This is a genomic window from Mucilaginibacter litoreus, from assembly GCF_042676805.1.
In the GTDB taxonomy this organism is placed as follows: Bacteria; Bacteroidota; Bacteroidia; order Sphingobacteriales; family Sphingobacteriaceae; genus Mucilaginibacter; species Mucilaginibacter litoreus.
On sequence record NZ_JBHTHZ010000005.1, the window covers coordinates 200,687 to 217,579 of the forward strand.

At 41.3% G+C, this 16,893-nt stretch carries 15 protein-coding genes; 13 read left to right on the plus strand and 2 right to left on the minus strand.

Annotation, left to right across the window (positions count from 1 at the left end; all coding sequences use genetic code 11):
* Positions 1-4: 4 nt before the first annotated feature.
* The gene (locus tag ACFQZX_RS09030; RefSeq protein ID WP_377114033.1) at positions 5-553 is read left to right on the plus strand and encodes an SMP-30/gluconolactonase/LRE family protein; all 549 of its coding nucleotides are present in this window, start codon (positions 5-7) and stop codon (positions 551-553) included.
* Here ACFQZX_RS09030 and ACFQZX_RS09035 read toward each other — a convergent pair whose 3' ends face one another.
* Positions 554-1,000: an acyl-CoA thioesterase gene (locus tag ACFQZX_RS09035; RefSeq protein WP_377114035.1), complete on the minus strand. Its 447-nt coding sequence runs from the start codon at positions 998-1,000 to the stop codon at positions 554-556.
* A gap of 134 nt (positions 1,001-1,134) precedes the next feature.
* Between ACFQZX_RS09035 and ACFQZX_RS09040 the strand changes: the two genes are divergently transcribed.
* Positions 1,135-1,572, plus strand: coding sequence for an Hsp20/alpha crystallin family protein (locus ACFQZX_RS09040; RefSeq protein WP_377114037.1), 438 nt, complete (start codon positions 1,135-1,137; stop codon positions 1,570-1,572).
* A gap of 105 nt (positions 1,573-1,677) precedes the next feature.
* Here the strand turns inward: ACFQZX_RS09040 and ACFQZX_RS09045 are convergent, their stop codons facing one another.
* The gene (locus tag ACFQZX_RS09045; RefSeq protein WP_377114039.1) at positions 1,678-2,169 is read right to left on the minus strand and encodes a YajQ family cyclic di-GMP-binding protein; all 492 of its coding nucleotides are present in this window, start codon (positions 2,167-2,169) and stop codon (positions 1,678-1,680) included.
* Positions 2,170-2,320: 151 nt separating this feature from the next.
* On the opposite strand from ACFQZX_RS09045, the gene ppk1 reads away from it, so the two are divergent.
* The 11 genes from ppk1 to ACFQZX_RS09100 all read left to right on the plus strand — a co-directional run bounded on the left by ppk1 (position 2,321) and on the right by ACFQZX_RS09100 (position 16,886).
* The gene (gene ppk1, locus ACFQZX_RS09050) at positions 2,321-4,372 is read left to right on the plus strand and encodes a polyphosphate kinase 1 (RefSeq protein ID WP_377114041.1); all 2,052 of its coding nucleotides are present in this window, start codon (positions 2,321-2,323) and stop codon (positions 4,370-4,372) included.
* A complete protein-coding gene (locus ACFQZX_RS09055) occupies positions 4,369-5,256 on the plus strand; it encodes a Ppx/GppA phosphatase family protein (protein WP_377114043.1) in 888 nt (295 codons plus the stop codon). The genes ppk1 and ACFQZX_RS09055 overlap by 4 nt, the downstream gene beginning before the upstream one ends.
* A 163-nt stretch (positions 5,257-5,419) precedes the next feature.
* Complete coding sequence (locus tag ACFQZX_RS09060; protein WP_377114045.1) at positions 5,420-5,983, plus strand: UbiX family flavin prenyltransferase; 564 nt, start codon at positions 5,420-5,422, stop codon at positions 5,981-5,983.
* Between the two features lie 172 nt (positions 5,984-6,155).
* Positions 6,156-6,647 (plus strand): DUF6265 family protein, encoded by a 492-nt coding sequence (locus ACFQZX_RS09065; protein ID WP_377114048.1) that lies wholly within the window; start codon positions 6,156-6,158, stop codon positions 6,645-6,647.
* Positions 6,648-6,906: 259 nt separating this feature from the next.
* The gene (gene mtaB, locus ACFQZX_RS09070) at positions 6,907-8,226 is read left to right on the plus strand and encodes a tRNA (N(6)-L-threonylcarbamoyladenosine(37)-C(2))-methylthiotransferase MtaB (protein WP_377114051.1); all 1,320 of its coding nucleotides are present in this window, start codon (positions 6,907-6,909) and stop codon (positions 8,224-8,226) included.
* 29 nt (positions 8,227-8,255) lie between these two features.
* Complete coding sequence (locus ACFQZX_RS09075; RefSeq protein WP_377114054.1) at positions 8,256-9,428, plus strand: prolipoprotein diacylglyceryl transferase; 1,173 nt, start codon at positions 8,256-8,258, stop codon at positions 9,426-9,428.
* A gap of 12 nt (positions 9,429-9,440) precedes the next feature.
* Complete coding sequence (locus tag ACFQZX_RS09080) at positions 9,441-10,235, plus strand: inositol monophosphatase family protein (RefSeq protein ID WP_377114056.1); 795 nt, start codon at positions 9,441-9,443, stop codon at positions 10,233-10,235.
* 318 nt (positions 10,236-10,553) lie between these two features.
* Positions 10,554-11,423, plus strand: a complete 870-nt coding sequence (locus tag ACFQZX_RS09085; RefSeq protein WP_377114058.1) for a hypothetical protein — start codon at positions 10,554-10,556, stop codon at positions 11,421-11,423.
* Complete coding sequence (locus tag ACFQZX_RS09090) at positions 11,420-12,595, plus strand: Kelch repeat-containing protein (RefSeq protein ID WP_449288928.1); 1,176 nt, start codon at positions 11,420-11,422, stop codon at positions 12,593-12,595. Before ACFQZX_RS09085 ends, ACFQZX_RS09090 begins: the two co-directional genes overlap by 4 nt.
* Positions 12,543-14,516 (plus strand): hypothetical protein, encoded by a 1,974-nt coding sequence (locus ACFQZX_RS09095; RefSeq protein WP_377114063.1) that lies wholly within the window; start codon positions 12,543-12,545, stop codon positions 14,514-14,516. The genes ACFQZX_RS09090 and ACFQZX_RS09095 overlap by 53 nt, the downstream gene beginning before the upstream one ends.
* Positions 14,517-14,615: 99 nt before the next feature.
* The gene (locus ACFQZX_RS09100; protein ID WP_377114066.1) at positions 14,616-16,886 is read left to right on the plus strand and encodes a GH92 family glycosyl hydrolase; all 2,271 of its coding nucleotides are present in this window, start codon (positions 14,616-14,618) and stop codon (positions 16,884-16,886) included.
* Positions 16,887-16,893 lie beyond the last annotated feature (7 nt).

Sequence of the window (16,893 nt, forward strand, 5' to 3'; positions counted from 1 at the left end):
AGTATTGCTTACCGCATATGAAGGTAAATTATTCAATGGCCCTAATGATTTATGGATCGACCAGAAAGACAATATCTACTTTACTGACCCGTATTACCAGCGCGATTACTGGGCCCGTACAAAACCGGACCTGAGCAAACAAAGTGTGTATGTGCTGCTGAAAGGAAAAAGCAAACCGGTTCTTTTAGATAGCACGTTAAAGCAGCCTAACGGTATTGTAGGCTCACCAGATGGTAAAACACTTTATGTGGCGGATATTGGCGATGGCAAGATATATAAGTATGCAATTAACCCAAACGGCTTATTGAGCGACAGGCAATTGTTTTTTAACAAAGGCGCAGACGGTATTACGCTCGACGAACGGGGAAACTTGTATCTGGCGGGTAATGGTGTTACAGTAATCAATACAAAAGGGCAGGAGATTGCACATATTGATATTCCTGAACCCTGGACATCTAATTTATGCTTTGGTGGCAAAAACAGGGATAAGCTTTTTATTACCGCATCAAAGGCAGTTTACATAATGCAGATGAATGTTAAAGGTGTAGAGTAATCAATTTGTGTTCAGTATCAGCCCCGGCTCATCATAAGTTATCATATTTTTTCGCCCTTCAGCAGGTATGGGTACCGATTTGCATGCTTTATAATCATAACTTATGCAAACCGTTTTGCAGGTAGTGCATATCTCTTCAGTACCGTCAGCCTGTTTAACCAGCACGTGCATTACATCAAAGCTGCTGTTGCCTATACGGGTTACCCGTACATAACATGCTAACGTATCATCGATAGTTACGGGCTTTAAATAGTTTATTTCAGATCGCCCTACGATAATGCCGTTTTCCTTAATATTCCAACCGGCAACTTCGCGCCAGTAATTGAAACGAGCTACTTCAAAATATGTTAAGTAGACCGCATTGTTCACGTGGCCAACAGAATCGATATCTGAAAACCTGATTGCAATGCTGGTTTTAAATTTATAATCTGATAACTTTTCAGCCATTTTAAGACAGTTTGTCTGTTAAAAACATTTATCACGGACAAAATGTCGCGCAATAACTCCAAAGCACTTATTGGTATAACAGTTGAATAACCTATTGCGAATTTAATAAACAAAAAACTCAGGAGGATAAAAAAATGACTTTAGTTAAATTTAACAACGGGTTAAAAAACAATGCGAACCCATTATTTGGTGATGTTTTCGATTCATTTTTTAACGACTCTTTCTTAAGCGACAGGTTAGTATCAAGAGTACCTGCAGTTAATATTGCAGAGAACGACAACGAATTCCATATAGAATTAGCTGTGCCAGGCTTAAGGAAAGAAGATTTCAAGATCAATCTTGATAAGAATGTGCTTACCATTTCTGCCGAAAAGAAAAGCGAAAACACCCAGGAAACTAAAAAATACAGCAAACGCGAGTACAGCTATAATTCATTCGTAAGGTCATTCACCTTGCCAGAAACTGCTGACCACGGTAAAATTGAAGCTGACTACACCGACGGTATACTTAAACTTACCGTAGCAAAAAGAGAAGAAGCTAAATTTCAATCAAGAGAAATAGCTATCAAATAAGTAAAGCCAGGCGCTTTAAATAAAAGATTTGTTTTCATAAAAGTTGGTTTAGTTAAAAAGCCGCCCTGTAAAAAGGGGCGGCTTTCCTTTTATAGCCAACTCAGCTTAATTTCTCATATTAATATATTGCAGGGGCTGGCCAAAATCTTCGCCGCGGCAAAGGCTGATAACCGCCTGCAGATCGTCAATCTTTTTACCTTGTACACGTACCTGGTCGTCCATGATAGAAGCCTGCACTTTGAGGCCGCTATCTTTTATCTTTTTTACGATCTTTTTAGCGGTCTCCTTATCAACACCTTCTTTAATTTTTATTTCCTTGCGGATCATATTGCCTGATGCGGCATGTTCTTCGCCAAAATCCAGGGCTTTAGGGTCAAGATTTTGTTTTACCATTCGGCTGATGATGCTGTCTTGTATGGCTTTCAGCCGCATGTCATTCTCGGTGACAATGGTTACCGTATTGCTTTTTTTATCAAGATCGACCGTACTTTTCGAATCATTAAAATCATAGCGGTTCAATATTTCCTTTTTAGCATTATTGATAGCGTTATCAAGTGTTTGTCCGTCTATCTTGCTCACTATATCAAAAGAAGGCATAAGTAAAGTGTTAAGTTTATGCAAAAGTAATTTACTCTTGTATAAGCTACAATATTATTATTTGTTCTGCTTATCATCTCAAACACTTAAAATTCCGATTAGTTAATATTAACTTAACAAATAAATAAGCAGTTTTGCAATTACAGGCCTTATGGACAAGAACATTCCGCTAATAAACAGAGAAATAAGCTGGCTATATTTTAACGACAGGGTTTTACAGGAAGCTGCCGACCCAACTGTACCACTTATAGAGCGGATAAAATTTTTAGCCATTTTTTCATCAAATCTGGATGAGTTTTACCGGGTACGCGTAGCCACCCTTAGCCGCCTGGCCAACCTGAATGAAAAGGCTAAAGAAATATTAGGATATAATCCCAAAAAGATATTAAGCCAAATAAAAAATATTGTTGTAAAACAGGAGCGCAAGTTCAACAATCTTTATGAAAATATCATAGTTAAACAACTGGCTGAAGAAAAGATCTTTATTCTTAACGACAAACAACTGAACGTTACAAGAGGTGAATTTGTTAAGAATTTTTTTCGGGAAAGGCTTTTATCTACACTGGTACCCATTATGCTTGATGATGACGTGCCGATGCCTGAACTGCGCGACCGTGCTATTTACCTTTTTGTAAAGCTTACCAGGAATAAAAAATCAAGGTTTGCGCTGATAGAGTTTCCGGATAACCTGCCCCGTTTTTTAGTACTGCCAGAAACTAATAACCTTAAGTTCATCATTCTGCTGGATGATATCATCCGGTATAGCTTAGAGGATATCTTTTTCATTTTCGAGCATGATTCAATGGAGGCATATTCATTGCAGCTTACCCGCGATGCGGAGCTTGATCTGGATAAAGAAGTAAGTGTAAAGTTTATTGACGCGTTAGCCAAAAGCCTTCAGAAAAGACGTAAGGGCAAACCAATGCGCTTATTATACGATAGCGAAATGCCGCCGGAAATGATAGGGTATCTTGTTAAAAAAATGAAGTTGGACAAAAGTAGCCTGATCCCGGGCAACCGTTATCATAACTTTAAAAACTTTATAGCGTTTCCTAACGTTGGTCGCCCGGACCTGGAGTACAAAAAGAACCCGGCATTACGGGTAGACAGTCTTTCTTTCGGTAAAAGCTTAATAGAATTGATCGCGAAAAAAGATTACCTGATCAGTACGCCATACCAGTCATTTGATTATATTATTCACTTTCTGCGCGAAGTAGCTATAGACCCCAAAGTACGCGAGATAAGCATAACCGTTTACCGGCTTGCCGAAAACTCAAAAGTGATACATGCCCTTATCAATGCTGCTAAAAACGGTAAAAAAGTAAATTGTCTTGTTGAACTACGTGCCCGTTTTGACGAACAAAATAATATTTACTGGAGTAACAGGCTTGAAGAAGAGGGCGTTAACGTATTGTACGGTATTGACGGATACAAGGTACATTCAAAAATTTGCCTGGTTACCCGAATGGAAAAAGGTAAACCCAAATATTACGCCTGCTTATCAACCGGTAATTTTAATGAAAAAACCGCAGCCATATATGCCGACCATACCATACTTACAGCTAACAAAAAGATCACTACAGATCTGATTTCAGTCTTTAAATCTCTGAGTCGGGGTGTATTACCTAAGGAGCTCAAAACGCTGATAGTATCGCCCATTGACAGCAGACCGGCTATATACAAGCTTATTGATAACGAAATAAAGATTGCCAAAAGCGGCAAAAAGGCGTACATGATATTTAAAATGAACAGCCTTGCCGATGAGCAGATCATCAATAAGCTTTACCAGGCAAGCAACGCAGGCGTAAAAATAAAGCTTATTGTACGGGGTATGTGCTGCCTTATACCGGGGATAAAAGGCTACAGTGAAAATATTGAGGTGATTAGTATTGTCGACAAATACCTGGAGCATGCCCGGGTGCATATTTATGGCAATGGCGGTGATGAACTGATATACCTCACCAGCGCAGACTTCATGACCCGGAATATTGACAACCGGGTAGAGGTTGGCTTCCCGGTTTTAGATGAAGACCTCCGTAAAGAAGTGCGCGACATTATTGATATACAGCTAAAAGATAATACCAAGGCACGGGATATCTCAGGAAACAGTATCAACAGATATCATAAAACCAAGACAGAAACCCTTACACGTGCGCAAATAGACATTTACACCTATCTGAAAAATAAAAATATTTTACCTTGAGATACGCAGCAATAGACATAGGATCAAACGCCGTAAGGTTGTTAATTGCCGAAATAATAGAAAACAACGGTTCGGTGTCATTTAAGAAAAACACACTTATACGCGTGCCGGTACGGCTTGGCGACGATGCTTTTTTGCATAAAAACCTATCCGACAAAAAAATTAACGACCTGCTTAAATCCATGCAGGCCTTTCGCAATTTAATGGATGTTTACAAAGTGACCGATTATATGGCCTGCGCCACATCGGCCATGCGCGAAGCAAAAAACGGGCAACAGGTAGCCGACCGCATCAAAGAAGAAGCTGGTATAGACCTGCAGATTGTGCATGGTGAAGTGGAAGCTAAAATTATTTATGCGAGCCACGCCGAGGTAAACATAGATAAAGCCAAAAACTACCTGTATATAGATGTAGGCGGTGGTAGTACCGAGCTATCATTGTTCAGCAATGGCGAATTACTGGCGTCCCAGTCTTTCAATCTGGGTACTATCCGCATACTGGATAACCAGGACCGCGACGAAACCTGGAATGAGATGAAAGATTTTATACGCGAGCAAACCCGCGGGCTAAAAAATGTTTATGGCATTGGTACAGGCGGGAACATCAACAAATTATACCGCTTGTCGCAGGAAAAAGATGGCACGCCAATGAGCTATGTAAAACTGCGTGCCCTGTATAATTATCTTAATTCATTCTCGCTTAAAGACCGTATTAATGTACTTGGTTTAAACCAGGACAGGGCAGATGTTATTATACCCGCCTGTGAAATATATCTTACTGTACTTAAGTGCGCTAATATAAAAAGTATATATGTCCCAACAGTAGGTATGGTAGACGGTATCATTCAGACACTTATCGAGAAAAATTATTCAACATTTAGTTAAATTTATTTTAACAATTTGTTTGAAAAAATTTAAAACACTTGTATATTTGTACTGCCCGCTCAAAGGGCATGTTTTTCATAGGTAGATGTAGGGTCGAGTACGAGTTATTCGACCCTTTTTTGTGCCCCTAACTTTTTATTGGTTACTTTGTTGCCTTACTATCATGAACAGAAAAATAGTTGTAGCGGTTACCGGGGCCAGCGGTTCTATTTACGCCAAATTATTATTAGATAAACTGCAGCAGTTAAAGCAGCAAATAGCCGAAGTTGCTATTGTTATGAGCGATAACGCCAAACAAGTTTGGGAATTTGAACTTGATGATGCTGCGCATGGCAGCTATCCATTTAAATACTACGCCAAGAACGATTTTATGGCACCGTTTGCTTCAGGGTCGGCAAGGTATGATACTATGGTGGTGGTGCCTTGTTCTATGGGTACTTTGGGGCGCATCGCCTCTGGCGTGTCCGACGATCTGATAACCCGTGCCGCTGACGTAATACTCAAAGAGCGCCGTAAATTGATACTGGTAGCACGAGATACGCCATTGAACCTGATCCACATCCGCAATATGGAAACAGTGACTGAGGTTGGCGGTATCATCTGCCCTGCAATACCATCTTATTACAGCAAACCCAAAACCATTGAAGAACTGGCCATGACTGTTGTAAACAGGGTTATCGACCTGATAGGCCTGGAAAACGACAGTTACCGGTGGGAGGGGATCTGATTGATACTTCGTGTTCACGAACACACAAGTGAACATCGCGAACACTCGTAAATCACTCACTATCAGAAAAATATAAATAATGGTGGCAAAACCATGTCACCGCGGGGCTTTTTACGTATAAATCGCTCATTATAAGGTTAAAACGCTTATATTGCACTCATAACCTTACCCAATGAAAAAACTTAGCCTAATCGTAATCATTTTAATTAATACAGCAATCTCAGCCTTTGCTCAAAAAGGTAAAGCCAGCATTAGTGATCTTAACTTTATGACCGGCACCTGGACACTCAAACATAAATGGGGCGACATGGAAGAAATATGGAGCAAGCCCATGGGCGATAACCTTATGAGCACATTCAGGTGTGTGAAAGATGGCAAGGTTGTATTTTACGAGTTTATGGTTGTAGAACAAGCCGCAAGTGGCCCGGTGCTGATACTCCGGCATTTTAACAAAGGTAGCATCGGCTGGGAAGATAAAGATAAGCCGTACCTGATGCCTGCTGTTGCTGTAACAAAAAATCAGGTGGCGTATTTATCAAAGGATAAGAAAGTTCTTATCACCTACAAACGTTTAAGTACGCAAAGGCTGGATTGTATTTTAGATGAAGAAGGCAAAGACGGAAAATGGACTCAGGAAGTGTTTAGTTATACTTTGAACAATTGAATACATTAGCTTTAATTGCTTTTTGTCATAATAAGCCTGTCGAACCATTAGCAACGCGGACAAGTCTTCGACAAGCTCAGACTGACAAATCAAAAAGAGTCATGGTGAGCCTGTCGAACCATTAGACAGGTCTTCGACAAGCTCAGACTGACTAAGGCCGAAAATTCACTCTTCCCACTCATTTTTACACTTCCATTAACAACCACTTTATAAAACAATAATCCAATAAATCAATAATTACTATCTTTGCGGCTTGCAAATGAATAAGAAAGTCGCATTTTATACACTTGGCTGCAAGCTCAATTATTCGGAGACCTCATCTATCGGTCGGCTGTTTAATAACGCCGGCTTTGATACGGTTGAGTTTACCGACACGCCCGACGTGTTTGTGATCAACACCTGCTCTGTTACCGAAAATGCCGACAAAAAATGCAAGAGGATAGTTAAGGAAGCCCTTAAGATATCTCCCAATGCTTTTGTAACCATTGTTGGTTGCTATGCCCAGCTGAAGCCACAGGAAATTGCCGAAATACCCGGCGTTGACATGGTGTTGGGAGCCGCAGAAAAATTCAGGCTGGTAGATTATATAACCGATCTGACCAAAAAGCCTAAAACCGTAGTATATAATCAGCCGGTGACCGAAGCTAATGAGTTTGTACCCTCTTTTTCATTTGGCGACCGCACGCGCACCTTTCTTAAAGTACAGGATGGCTGCGACTATTCATGTACGTTTTGTACCATACCGCTTGCCCGTGGCTCCAGCCGTAGCGATACCATTGAGAATGCTGTTGAGCAGGCAAGGCAAATTGCTGCATCAGGGGTAAAGGAAATTGTTTTGACAGGCGTAAACCTTGGCGACTTTGGTATTCGCGATGGTAAACGCGAAGACAGGTTTTTTGACCTGGTAAAGGCTTTGGATGAAGTGAAAGGTATCGAACGGATACGTATATCATCTATAGAACCTAACCTGCTCAGTAATGATATCATTGAGTTTGTGGCCCAATCCAAACGGTTTGTGCCTCATTTTCATATACCGTTGCAATCGGGTTCAAATAAAATACTGGGCTTAATGCGCCGCCGCTACCGTCGCGAATTATATGCCGACAGGGTAGCAAAAATAAAAGAGCTGATGCCTCACTGCTGTATCGGCGTGGATGTTATAGTTGGCTTTCCGGGTGAAACCAGGGAGGATTTTATTGATACTTACAACTTCCTGAACGGGCTTGACATTTCTTACCTGCACGTTTTTACTTATTCTGAACGGGAAAATACACCGGCTGCCGAAATGGGCGGCGTTGTACCCGGCTCAACCCGTGCCGAAAGAAGTAAGATGCTGCACATACTTTCTGACAAAAAGCGCCGCGCTTTTTATGACACACAGATAGGTAAAACCGATGAAGTTTTGTTTGAAGGCGATATTAAGGATGGCTTTATGCATGGCTTTACACGCAACTATGTTAAGGTAAAAACCAAGTATGACCCTGTACTGGTAAACGAAATAAAATCAGTATACTTAATGACAATTTCACCCGATGGTGATGTTGAAATAACAGAAAGCGACGAAATATTAGTGCATTAACTATTATATTCGCAGCACAAATACTTATTATGTTCCCAACTCTTTCGTCACTGATAGACTATCTTTTCGGTGTAAATATCCCGCTGCCTATACAAACTTTTGGGTTTTTTGTAGCTATCGCTTTTATGGCCGCTTACTGGGCTTTTTCTCAGGAATTTAAACGCAAAGAGAAATTAGGTTACATACATCCGTTTGAAAAAACAGTAACTGTTGGCGAGCCAATCTCTGCCGGTGAACTGGTTGGTAACGGCATATTTGGCTTTATTTTAGGTTACAAAATACTGGATGCCGCTTTACATTATAACGCTTTGATAGAAAATCCGCAGGATTTTTTACTCTCTTTAAAAGGTAATATAATAGGCGGCATTTTAGGTGCAGCGGGCTTTGCTTACTGGGCTTATGCAGAGAACAAAAAGCAGGTTTTACCCAGGCCGGAGAAACGCCGTGTTACCGTACACACGCACGAGCTGATGGGTAGCATACTTTTATGGGCTGCCATATTTGGCTTTGCTGGTGCCAAAGTATTTAACGCGCTTGAGAACTGGGGCGAGTTTATGCGCGATCCTGTTGGTATGCTGATAGGTTTTAGCGGCTTAACCTTTTATGGCGGTTTGATATGCGGAGGTGCAGCAGTACTTTACATAGCTAACAAAAACGGCGTAAAGCCTTTTACCATGCTTGATATAGGTGGCCCCGGCATGATGCTTTCATACGGCGTTGGCCGCGTAGGCTGCCAAATGGCAGGCGATGGGGATTGGGGGATACCAAATTTGGCGGCAAAACCCGGATGGTTAAGCTGGGCGCCAGATTGGATGTGGAGCTTTAAATTTCCGCATAATGTTGATACGGCCGATCCGGGCAACCGCATACCGGATTGTGTGGGTAAATTTTGTAACGAATTGAAGCTGCCGGTTTACCCAACCTCTTTTTATGAATCGGTTGTTTGTATCATACTGTTCCTGATACTGTGGCAGCTTCGCCACAAGTTTAAGGCACCCGGTGTGTTATTTGGCATATATATGATATTGGCAGGTATTGAACGTTTTTTTATAGAACTGATTCGTGTTAACACTAAGTATGTAGTAGGTGGTATCTCATTCACCCAGGCCGAAATGATATCGGTAATTATGGTTGTTGGAGGCCTTTTACTTATTTATTTTGGCAGGAAACGTTTTGCCGAAACCGGGGCTACAAACGCATAAACCCGTTGCATCATGAATTTCAATCAAATAACAGAGCAGGTTGTTGGGGTTTCAAAAGAAGCAGGCTACTTCATTAAACAGGAGCGGAAAACTTTTGATGATAACAAGATTGAATATAAAGGACTTAACGACCTGGTATCGTACGTTGATAAAGCCGCCGAACAAAAGATAGTTGCAGCGCTTGAAAAAATATTACCGGAGGCTGGTTTTATTACCGAAGAAAAAACCACAACTAAACTTGGGGATCGTTATAACTGGGTAATTGACCCTTTGGACGGCACTACCAATTTTATACACGGTTTGCCCACGTTTTCGGTAAGTATTGCCCTGCAGGAGTTTGAAAAGCCGGTGCTGGGTGTGGTTTATGAAATTAACCAGGACGAATGTTTTTACGCGCATCAGGATTCTGCCGCTTATTTAAATGGCAATGAAATTAAAGTAAGCAACAAACCAACTATTGCCGATAGCCTGATAGCCACCGGTTTCCCTTATTATGATTTTAGCTACCAGGAAAGGTACGTTAAACTTTTTACCGAGCTGATGCGCAACTGCCATGGCCTGCGCAGGCTGGGTTCTGCAGCCGTTGATCTGGCATATACTGCATGCGGGCGCTTTGAAGCGTTTTATGAATACAACCTGAACCCGTGGGATATAGCTGCAGGTATTGTAATTGTACAGCAGGCAGGAGGGGAGGTGGTAAATTTTAAAGGAGGTACCGAAGTGCTTAAGTCCAGAGAGTTGCTGGCTACCAATACACATATCACCACAGAAATGCTTGATTATATCAACAAATACTTCAATATTTAATATATCCAAATAGCCCTCCTGAAGGTCTTAATTCTCCTTATTTTTTTTCTGATACAACTTACCGTAGTTTAATACACCAGTTCCCTACATAGTGTATCGAAGATAAAATATTGGCTTTTTTGGTTCACAAAAAAAGCTAATTTTGTAGGCTTGTTCACACTCATTATCCATCGTTTCGGCCCAAAAATGAAAGTACGCAGTACAATTTTATTGCTGGTAAGATCAGTATATAAAATTATTGGTGTATTGTTACTTATATCGTGCTTATGTACGTATGTTAAAGCACAAGGGCTGCAATTCAATTCAAACGACAGCTTAATGAGCAAACGTACCTCATACGTTGTTTTTGCGGAGGATGCCCCAACATTTCATGACCGCTTAATAATCGACTTTGATCTGTCGCTTTGGGATAATGATCATCTGGGTTATGTATTCAACATCATTGATAATAAAAATAACTCGTACAGCCTTACCTATATTTATAATTATAATGGTAAGCCTACTTTAAACTTTAATATCGATAGTAAGAGCAATAAAATAGAAATACCCTTAACGCTTGAGCAATTAAAAAAACGAAAGTGGTTAAAAGTAAAAGCCGATATTGATTTGAATGCCCAAACGGTAAGCTTTTTAATTAACAAAAAAAAGTATAAAGCAAGCGGCTTCAATTTTGAAAATAGCATAACGCCAAAAATCACTTTCGGCAAAAATCCGCATTACTCTGATGTGCCAAACATGGCCATTAAAAACCTGAAAATTGCTGATGATGATAAAAGCTATTTCTTTGCACTTAATGAATGGAAAGGAAAGGTAGTACACACCGATGATGGTGACGCATTGGGCTATGTGGATCATCCGGCCTGGTTGATTAACGAATCATATTTCTGGACACTTAAATATAAGCGTGTTTTTAAAGAGGTTGCAGGGCTAAATTTTGATGCAGGCAGGCAGGCCCTGTTCATGTTTAAAAAGGATTCGCTTATTCGCTATAACCTTGCCGAAGATAACTTTTCAGCAAAGCCCTTTCAAAATAAGCTGCCTGTAACCTTATTGCTTGGCAAAAGTGTCATCAACACAAAAACCAACCAGTGCTATGTGTATGAAGTGTTGCCGCCCGACACCATGCATAGCATAGCATCGCTCGATCTGAATACTTTGAAATGGAAAGATGAGGCAAAGCATTTATAAAAGAACAACGGCATCACCATAACGTATTTTTTGATAAAGATCAAAACAACTTTTATTTGTTTGGTGGTTACGGTTCGTTTTCCTACCACAAAGATTTTTATAAATATATTGAAGCTACCGATACCTGGCAGAAGATCGAATTCAGGGGCGATACAATTTCCCCCCGCTTTTTTGCGGGCAGCAGCCAGGCTGATGAGCACAATAATGTTTATATTTTTGGAGGTTATGGCAATCAATCGGGCAATCAGATAGTTGGTGGTAAGCATTATTATGACCTGTACCGTGTCAATCTAACTGATCGTACCATAAAAAAATGCTGGGAGATCAATCCCGGGGAAGAACCATTTGTATCAGCCAATAACCTGATCATATCCAAAGACAAAAAATATTTCTATGCCCTTTGTTACCCGCACGAAAAGCCAAAAACAAACCTGCGGCTCTATAAATTTTCGATAGCCGATGGTTCATACGAAATAGTGAGCGGTACCATACCCGTTACGTCCGAAAGGATTGAAAGTGACTTTAACCTGTTTTACGATACCCGCCAGGATCAATTCATTTGTACTGCGCAGGAGTTTGTGTCTCCGGCGCAATCAGCCGTACGTATTTACACCTTGACGGCTCCTCCTGTTAGTCAGCAGGCTTACCTTAACTCGCAAAAGCCTGAAAGTTCGGGGTATAATAATTTATATCGGTATCTGGGTGGCTTATTATTATTTGGTCTTGCAGTATTCGCTTGGTTCAGGATTAGGAAAAGAAAGCTTAATGCTATAAATGAAACATCAGAAAATGAAAACGCTGATGTTATGGAAAAGAAACCTAAAACCGAAAAAAAGCCCAACGCAATTTATTTACTCGGCGAGTTTACTGCATACAATAAGGCAGGTAAAGATATCAGCTATCTTTTTAGCCCTAAGATAAAACAGCTTTTTATACTAATACTATTAAACAGTAAAAACGGACAAGGGGTTGTTTCTAAACGGATATCTTCCATTTTATGGCCCGATAAAGAAGTTGCTAAAACTAAGAACATTAAAGGGGTAACTATCAATCACCTCAGGAATATAATTGCCGATATAGAAGGTATTGAGCTTACCTTTTTGAACAACAAGTACAATCATGGCGAGACCATGCTATCAAACCCAGTTTATGACAGGCATTGCCTGGGGTAGTTATGAAGATTACTTTTTGGGCAAATGGGATGGCATAAACCATCTTGGCGTTGGGCAGGTAACTCAAAAAGGTGATACTATTTTTCACGGCAGAAACATGCCTTACGTTGTACCGGTAAAATCATTTATCGAGTACATGAAAACAGCCATCATTAAACGTGTGATTGACGCTGGTATTACAACCATATTTTTAGAGGAGCCAGAATTTTGGGCCAGGGCTGGTTACAGCGCACCCTTTAAGGAAGAATGGCAAAAATATTACGGCTTTCCGTGGCGCCCGCAACACGAGTCGCCCGAAAACACCTATCTATCAAGCAAATTAAAATATCACCTTTATTATGAAGCTATAAAAGAGGCATCAAACTATGCCAAAGCTTATGGCAAAAGTAAAGGCAAGGATATCAAAGTTTTTATCGCCACACACTCGTTGGTTAACTACTCATCCTGGAAAATTGTTAGTCCGGAAGCAAGTTTGGCATCTTTGCCAGGCATTGACGGCTACATAGCCCAGGTATGGACAGGTACATCCCGTGAGCCTACATACTTTAACGGTAAGGAGAAAGAGCGGGTTTTTGAGAATGCTTTTCTTGAATACGGTTCGATGGTATCTATGACCGCGCCTACAGGCCGTAAAATGTATTTCCTTACAGACCCAATTGAAGATTGGCCGCGCGACTGGGCTGATTATAAGAAAAATTACCAGGCAACATTTACAGCGAAGCTGCTTTACCCGATGGTAGATAACTACGAGGTAATGCCATGGCCCGAACGTATTTACACTCGTCCATACAAGCTAGCAAATAGCAATGAGAAGGTATTGATACCTCAATACTATTCCACCCAGATGCAGATCATGGTGAATGCGCTAAACAGTATGCCCTTATCGGCAAACAGGGTATCAGGCGAAAATGGCATTGGCGTTTTAATGAGCAACTCACTAATGTTTCAGCGTTTTCCTACGCATAATGGCTTTGAGGATCCGCAGTTCTCTAATTTCTACGGGCAAACATTGCCATTGCTAAAACGCGGTGTGCCTGTACAAACCGTACACATGGAAAACCTGCGGTACGCGGCTACGCTTAAAAACATAAAAGTACTGGTTGTAAGCTACTCCAATATGAAGCCGGTATCGGCTGATGTACACACCGCTTTAGCCAAATGGGTAAAGCAGGGAGGGGTGCTTATATATTGCGGCCGAGATGATGACCCGTATCAATCTGTAATGGATTGGTGGGATACAAAGGGAAATAACTTCAAGGCACCGTCTGAGCACTTGTTTAAATTATTGGGCATTCAGCCGCAGGCGGGTAAAGAACAATATAAAGCAGGCAAGGGCACCGTTTATATTTTAAGGGAAAACCCTAAAGAGTACGCCATGGCAGCCAACGCCGATGGTAAATTTGTGAATATTGTAAAACAAGGCTATGAAAAGGATGCTAAAGCGGGTTCACTCACTTTTAAAAATAGCCTTTACGTAGCGCGCGGGCCTTATGATGTGGTTTCGGTAATGGATGAAAACTCCGACACTAAGCCATATACCATCAAAGGCCCTGTTGTTGACCTTTTTGATCCGCAATTGCCGGTGCTTTCAGAAAAAGTAATTAATCCGGGCGAGCAGGCGCTACTATATAACATTAATCGCGTTAGCGATAAAAAACGCCCACAGGTCATAGCCGCTGCCGCCCGTGCCTACAACGAAAACATACAGGGAAACAATTATTCATTCGTAGTAAAAAGCCCTGTAAAAACATTAAACAGTATGCGTGTTTTGCTTCCTGCAAAGCCAAAGGCAACTAAGGTTACCGATAGTAAAGGGCAGGAGCAGAGTGATGTAAAAACATCATGGGACGCTTCTTCAAATACACTCTATCTGGGTTTTGCCAATTCCCCGGATGGAATTAAGGTTGATTTAAGTTGGTAAAATTGGGTTGGTTTAAGAACAGCTACGACTACCATACATGGAATATCGCCATGTATGCGTAGTTTAGCTGAAAATTAAACTCTATTAGTAAAACAATTAATGAAAAAACTATTAGCTACTCTCGCTTTTTTACCGATGCTTGCTTCGGCACAGGTAAATACAGCCAATCTTGCTGATCTGGTTAACCCATTAATGGGTACCGATTCCAAGCCTTCGCTTTCAAACGGAAACACTTACCCGGCCATAGCCGTGCCATGGGGCATGAACTTCTGGACACCACAAACCGGTAAAATGGGTAGCGGGTGGCAGTATACATATAACTCTGATAAGATTGTTGGCTTTAAGCAAACACACCAGCCATCCCCATGGATGAACGATTACGGCCAGTTTTCCATCTTCCCTGAAACCGGTAAAATTAAGGTAGACGAGGCCGAGCGCGCAAGCTGGTTCTCGCACAAGGCTGAAATTGCAAAACCCTACTACTACAGCGTTTACTTAGCTGATTATGATGTAACTACCGAGATTGCGCCTACAGAACGTGCGGCTAACTTCAGGTTTACATTTCCTAAGAGTGATAGCTCGCACATTGTTATAGATGCGTTTGACAAAGGATCTTATGTAAAGATCATTCCCGGCCAGAACAAAATTGTTGGTTACAGTACCCGCAACAGCGGCGCCGTTCCGGAAAACTTCAAAAATTATTTTGTTATTTATACAGACAAACCTTTTACCGCTTCAACATGGCATAACAAGGACATTGATAAGGGCGAACTTGAATATAAAGGAGACCATGCAGGTGCCGTTTTATCTTTTAAAACACAAAAAGGAGAAACTATCAACCTTCGCGTAGCTTCATCATTCATCAGTATAGAGCAGGCAGAACTAAACCTGCAGCGCGAAATTGGTAAAGAAAGCTTTGCTACCACCAAGCAAAAAGCAAAAGACGTTTGGAACAAAACTTTAGGCCACCTTACGGTTGATGGCGGCTCGGTAGATCAGGTACGTACATTCTATTCATGCCTGTACCGTATGCTGTTCTTCCCGAACAAGCTATATGAGTTAGATAATAAAAATCAGATTGTTCACTACAGTCCCTATAATGGTAAAGTACTGCCGGGCTACATGTTTGCCGGTACCGGCTTCTGGGATACTTTCCGTGCTCTGTATCCATTCCTTAACCTGGTATTCCCATCTATCAATAAAGAGATGCAGGCAGGTTTGGTTAACGACTATAAAGAAGGCGGCTGGTTGCCTGAATGGAGCAGCCCTGGTTATGCCGACGTGATGGTGGGCAACAACTCGGCATCTGTAGTTGCTGAAGCGTATTTAAAAGGCGGTCGTGGTTATGATATCAATACCCTTTATCAGGCATTGTTGCATGGTGCAAACAATGTGGGCCCTGATGCTACCGGCCGTTTAGGTGTTGATTATTACAACACTTTAGGGTACGTACCTTATGATGTTAAGATCAATGAAAACGCCGCACGTACCTTAGAATATGCTTATGACGATTTCGCGATATACAAATTAGGTAAGGCTTTGGGCCGCCCGGCTTCAGAAACCGAGATCTACCGCAAACGCAGCATGAACTATAAAAATCTTTTTGATACGTCTACAGGCTTAATGCGCGGTAAAAACAAGGATGGCAAATTTCAGTCGCCGTTTAATCCGTTTAAATGGGGCGACGCCTTTACAGAAGGTAACAGCTGGCACTACACCTGGAGCGTGTTCCATGATATACAAGGTTTAATAGACCTGATGGGTGGTAAACAAAAGTTTGTAGCCAAGCTCGATTCGGTATTTACTATGCCACCGATATTTGATGAAAGCTACTACCGCTCTGTAATCCACGAGATACGCGAAATGCAGATTGCCAACATGGGCCAGTATGCACATGGTAACCAGCCTATACAGCACATGATTTACCTTTACAACTATGCAGGCGAACCTTGGAAAACACAGTTGCACGTACGTGATGCAATGGACAAATTGTACAAAGCTACTCCTGATGGTTACTGTGGCGACGAAGATAACGGCCAGACATCTGCATGGTATATTTTCTCTTCAATGGGCTTTTACCCGGTTACACCTGCCAGCGATCAGTATGTATTGGGTGCTCCGTTATTCAAAAAAGTTACAGTGAACCTTGAGAACGGTAAAAAGATCAGTATCACTGCAGCAAATAACAGCGCTCAAAACCGCTATGTAAACAGCTTAAATGTAAACGGAAAACCTTACAGCCAAAACTGGCTTAGCCACTCAGCCTTGTTGAAGGGTGCTACATTGAACTTTAAGATGTCGGCACAGCCAAATAAGCAAAAGGGGATTAAGCCTTCTGATGCGCCGTATTCGTTATCCAACGAGAAATAAATTATAA

What these genes read in the sequence shown, in the direction of transcription:
- ACFQZX_RS09035 (WP_377114035.1), bottom strand. Translation starts at nt 1,000, where the DNA reads ATGGCTGAAAAGTTATCAGATTATAAATTTAAAACCAGCATTGCAATC.
- ACFQZX_RS09040 (WP_377114037.1), top strand. Translation starts at nt 1,135, where the DNA reads ATGACTTTAGTTAAATTTAACAACGGGTTAAAAAACAATGCGAACCCA.
- ACFQZX_RS09045 (WP_377114039.1), bottom strand. Translation starts at nt 2,169, where the DNA reads ATGCCTTCTTTTGATATAGTGAGCAAGATAGACGGACAAACACTTGAT.
- ppk1 (WP_377114041.1), top strand. Translation starts at nt 2,321, where the DNA reads ATGGACAAGAACATTCCGCTAATAAACAGAGAAATAAGCTGGCTATAT.
- ACFQZX_RS09060 (WP_377114045.1), top strand. Translation starts at nt 5,420, where the DNA reads ATGAACAGAAAAATAGTTGTAGCGGTTACCGGGGCCAGCGGTTCTATT.
- ACFQZX_RS09065 (WP_377114048.1), top strand. Translation starts at nt 6,156, where the DNA reads ATGAAAAAACTTAGCCTAATCGTAATCATTTTAATTAATACAGCAATC.
- mtaB (WP_377114051.1), top strand. Translation starts at nt 6,907, where the DNA reads ATGAATAAGAAAGTCGCATTTTATACACTTGGCTGCAAGCTCAATTAT.
- ACFQZX_RS09075 (WP_377114054.1), top strand. Translation starts at nt 8,256, where the DNA reads ATGTTCCCAACTCTTTCGTCACTGATAGACTATCTTTTCGGTGTAAAT.
- ACFQZX_RS09080 (WP_377114056.1), top strand. Translation starts at nt 9,441, where the DNA reads ATGAATTTCAATCAAATAACAGAGCAGGTTGTTGGGGTTTCAAAAGAA.
- ACFQZX_RS09085 (WP_377114058.1), top strand. Translation starts at nt 10,554, where the DNA reads ATGAGCAAACGTACCTCATACGTTGTTTTTGCGGAGGATGCCCCAACA.
- ACFQZX_RS09095 (WP_377114063.1), top strand. Translation starts at nt 12,543, where the DNA reads ATGGCGAGACCATGCTATCAAACCCAGTTTATGACAGGCATTGCCTGG.
- ACFQZX_RS09100 (WP_377114066.1), top strand. Translation starts at nt 14,616, where the DNA reads ATGAAAAAACTATTAGCTACTCTCGCTTTTTTACCGATGCTTGCTTCG.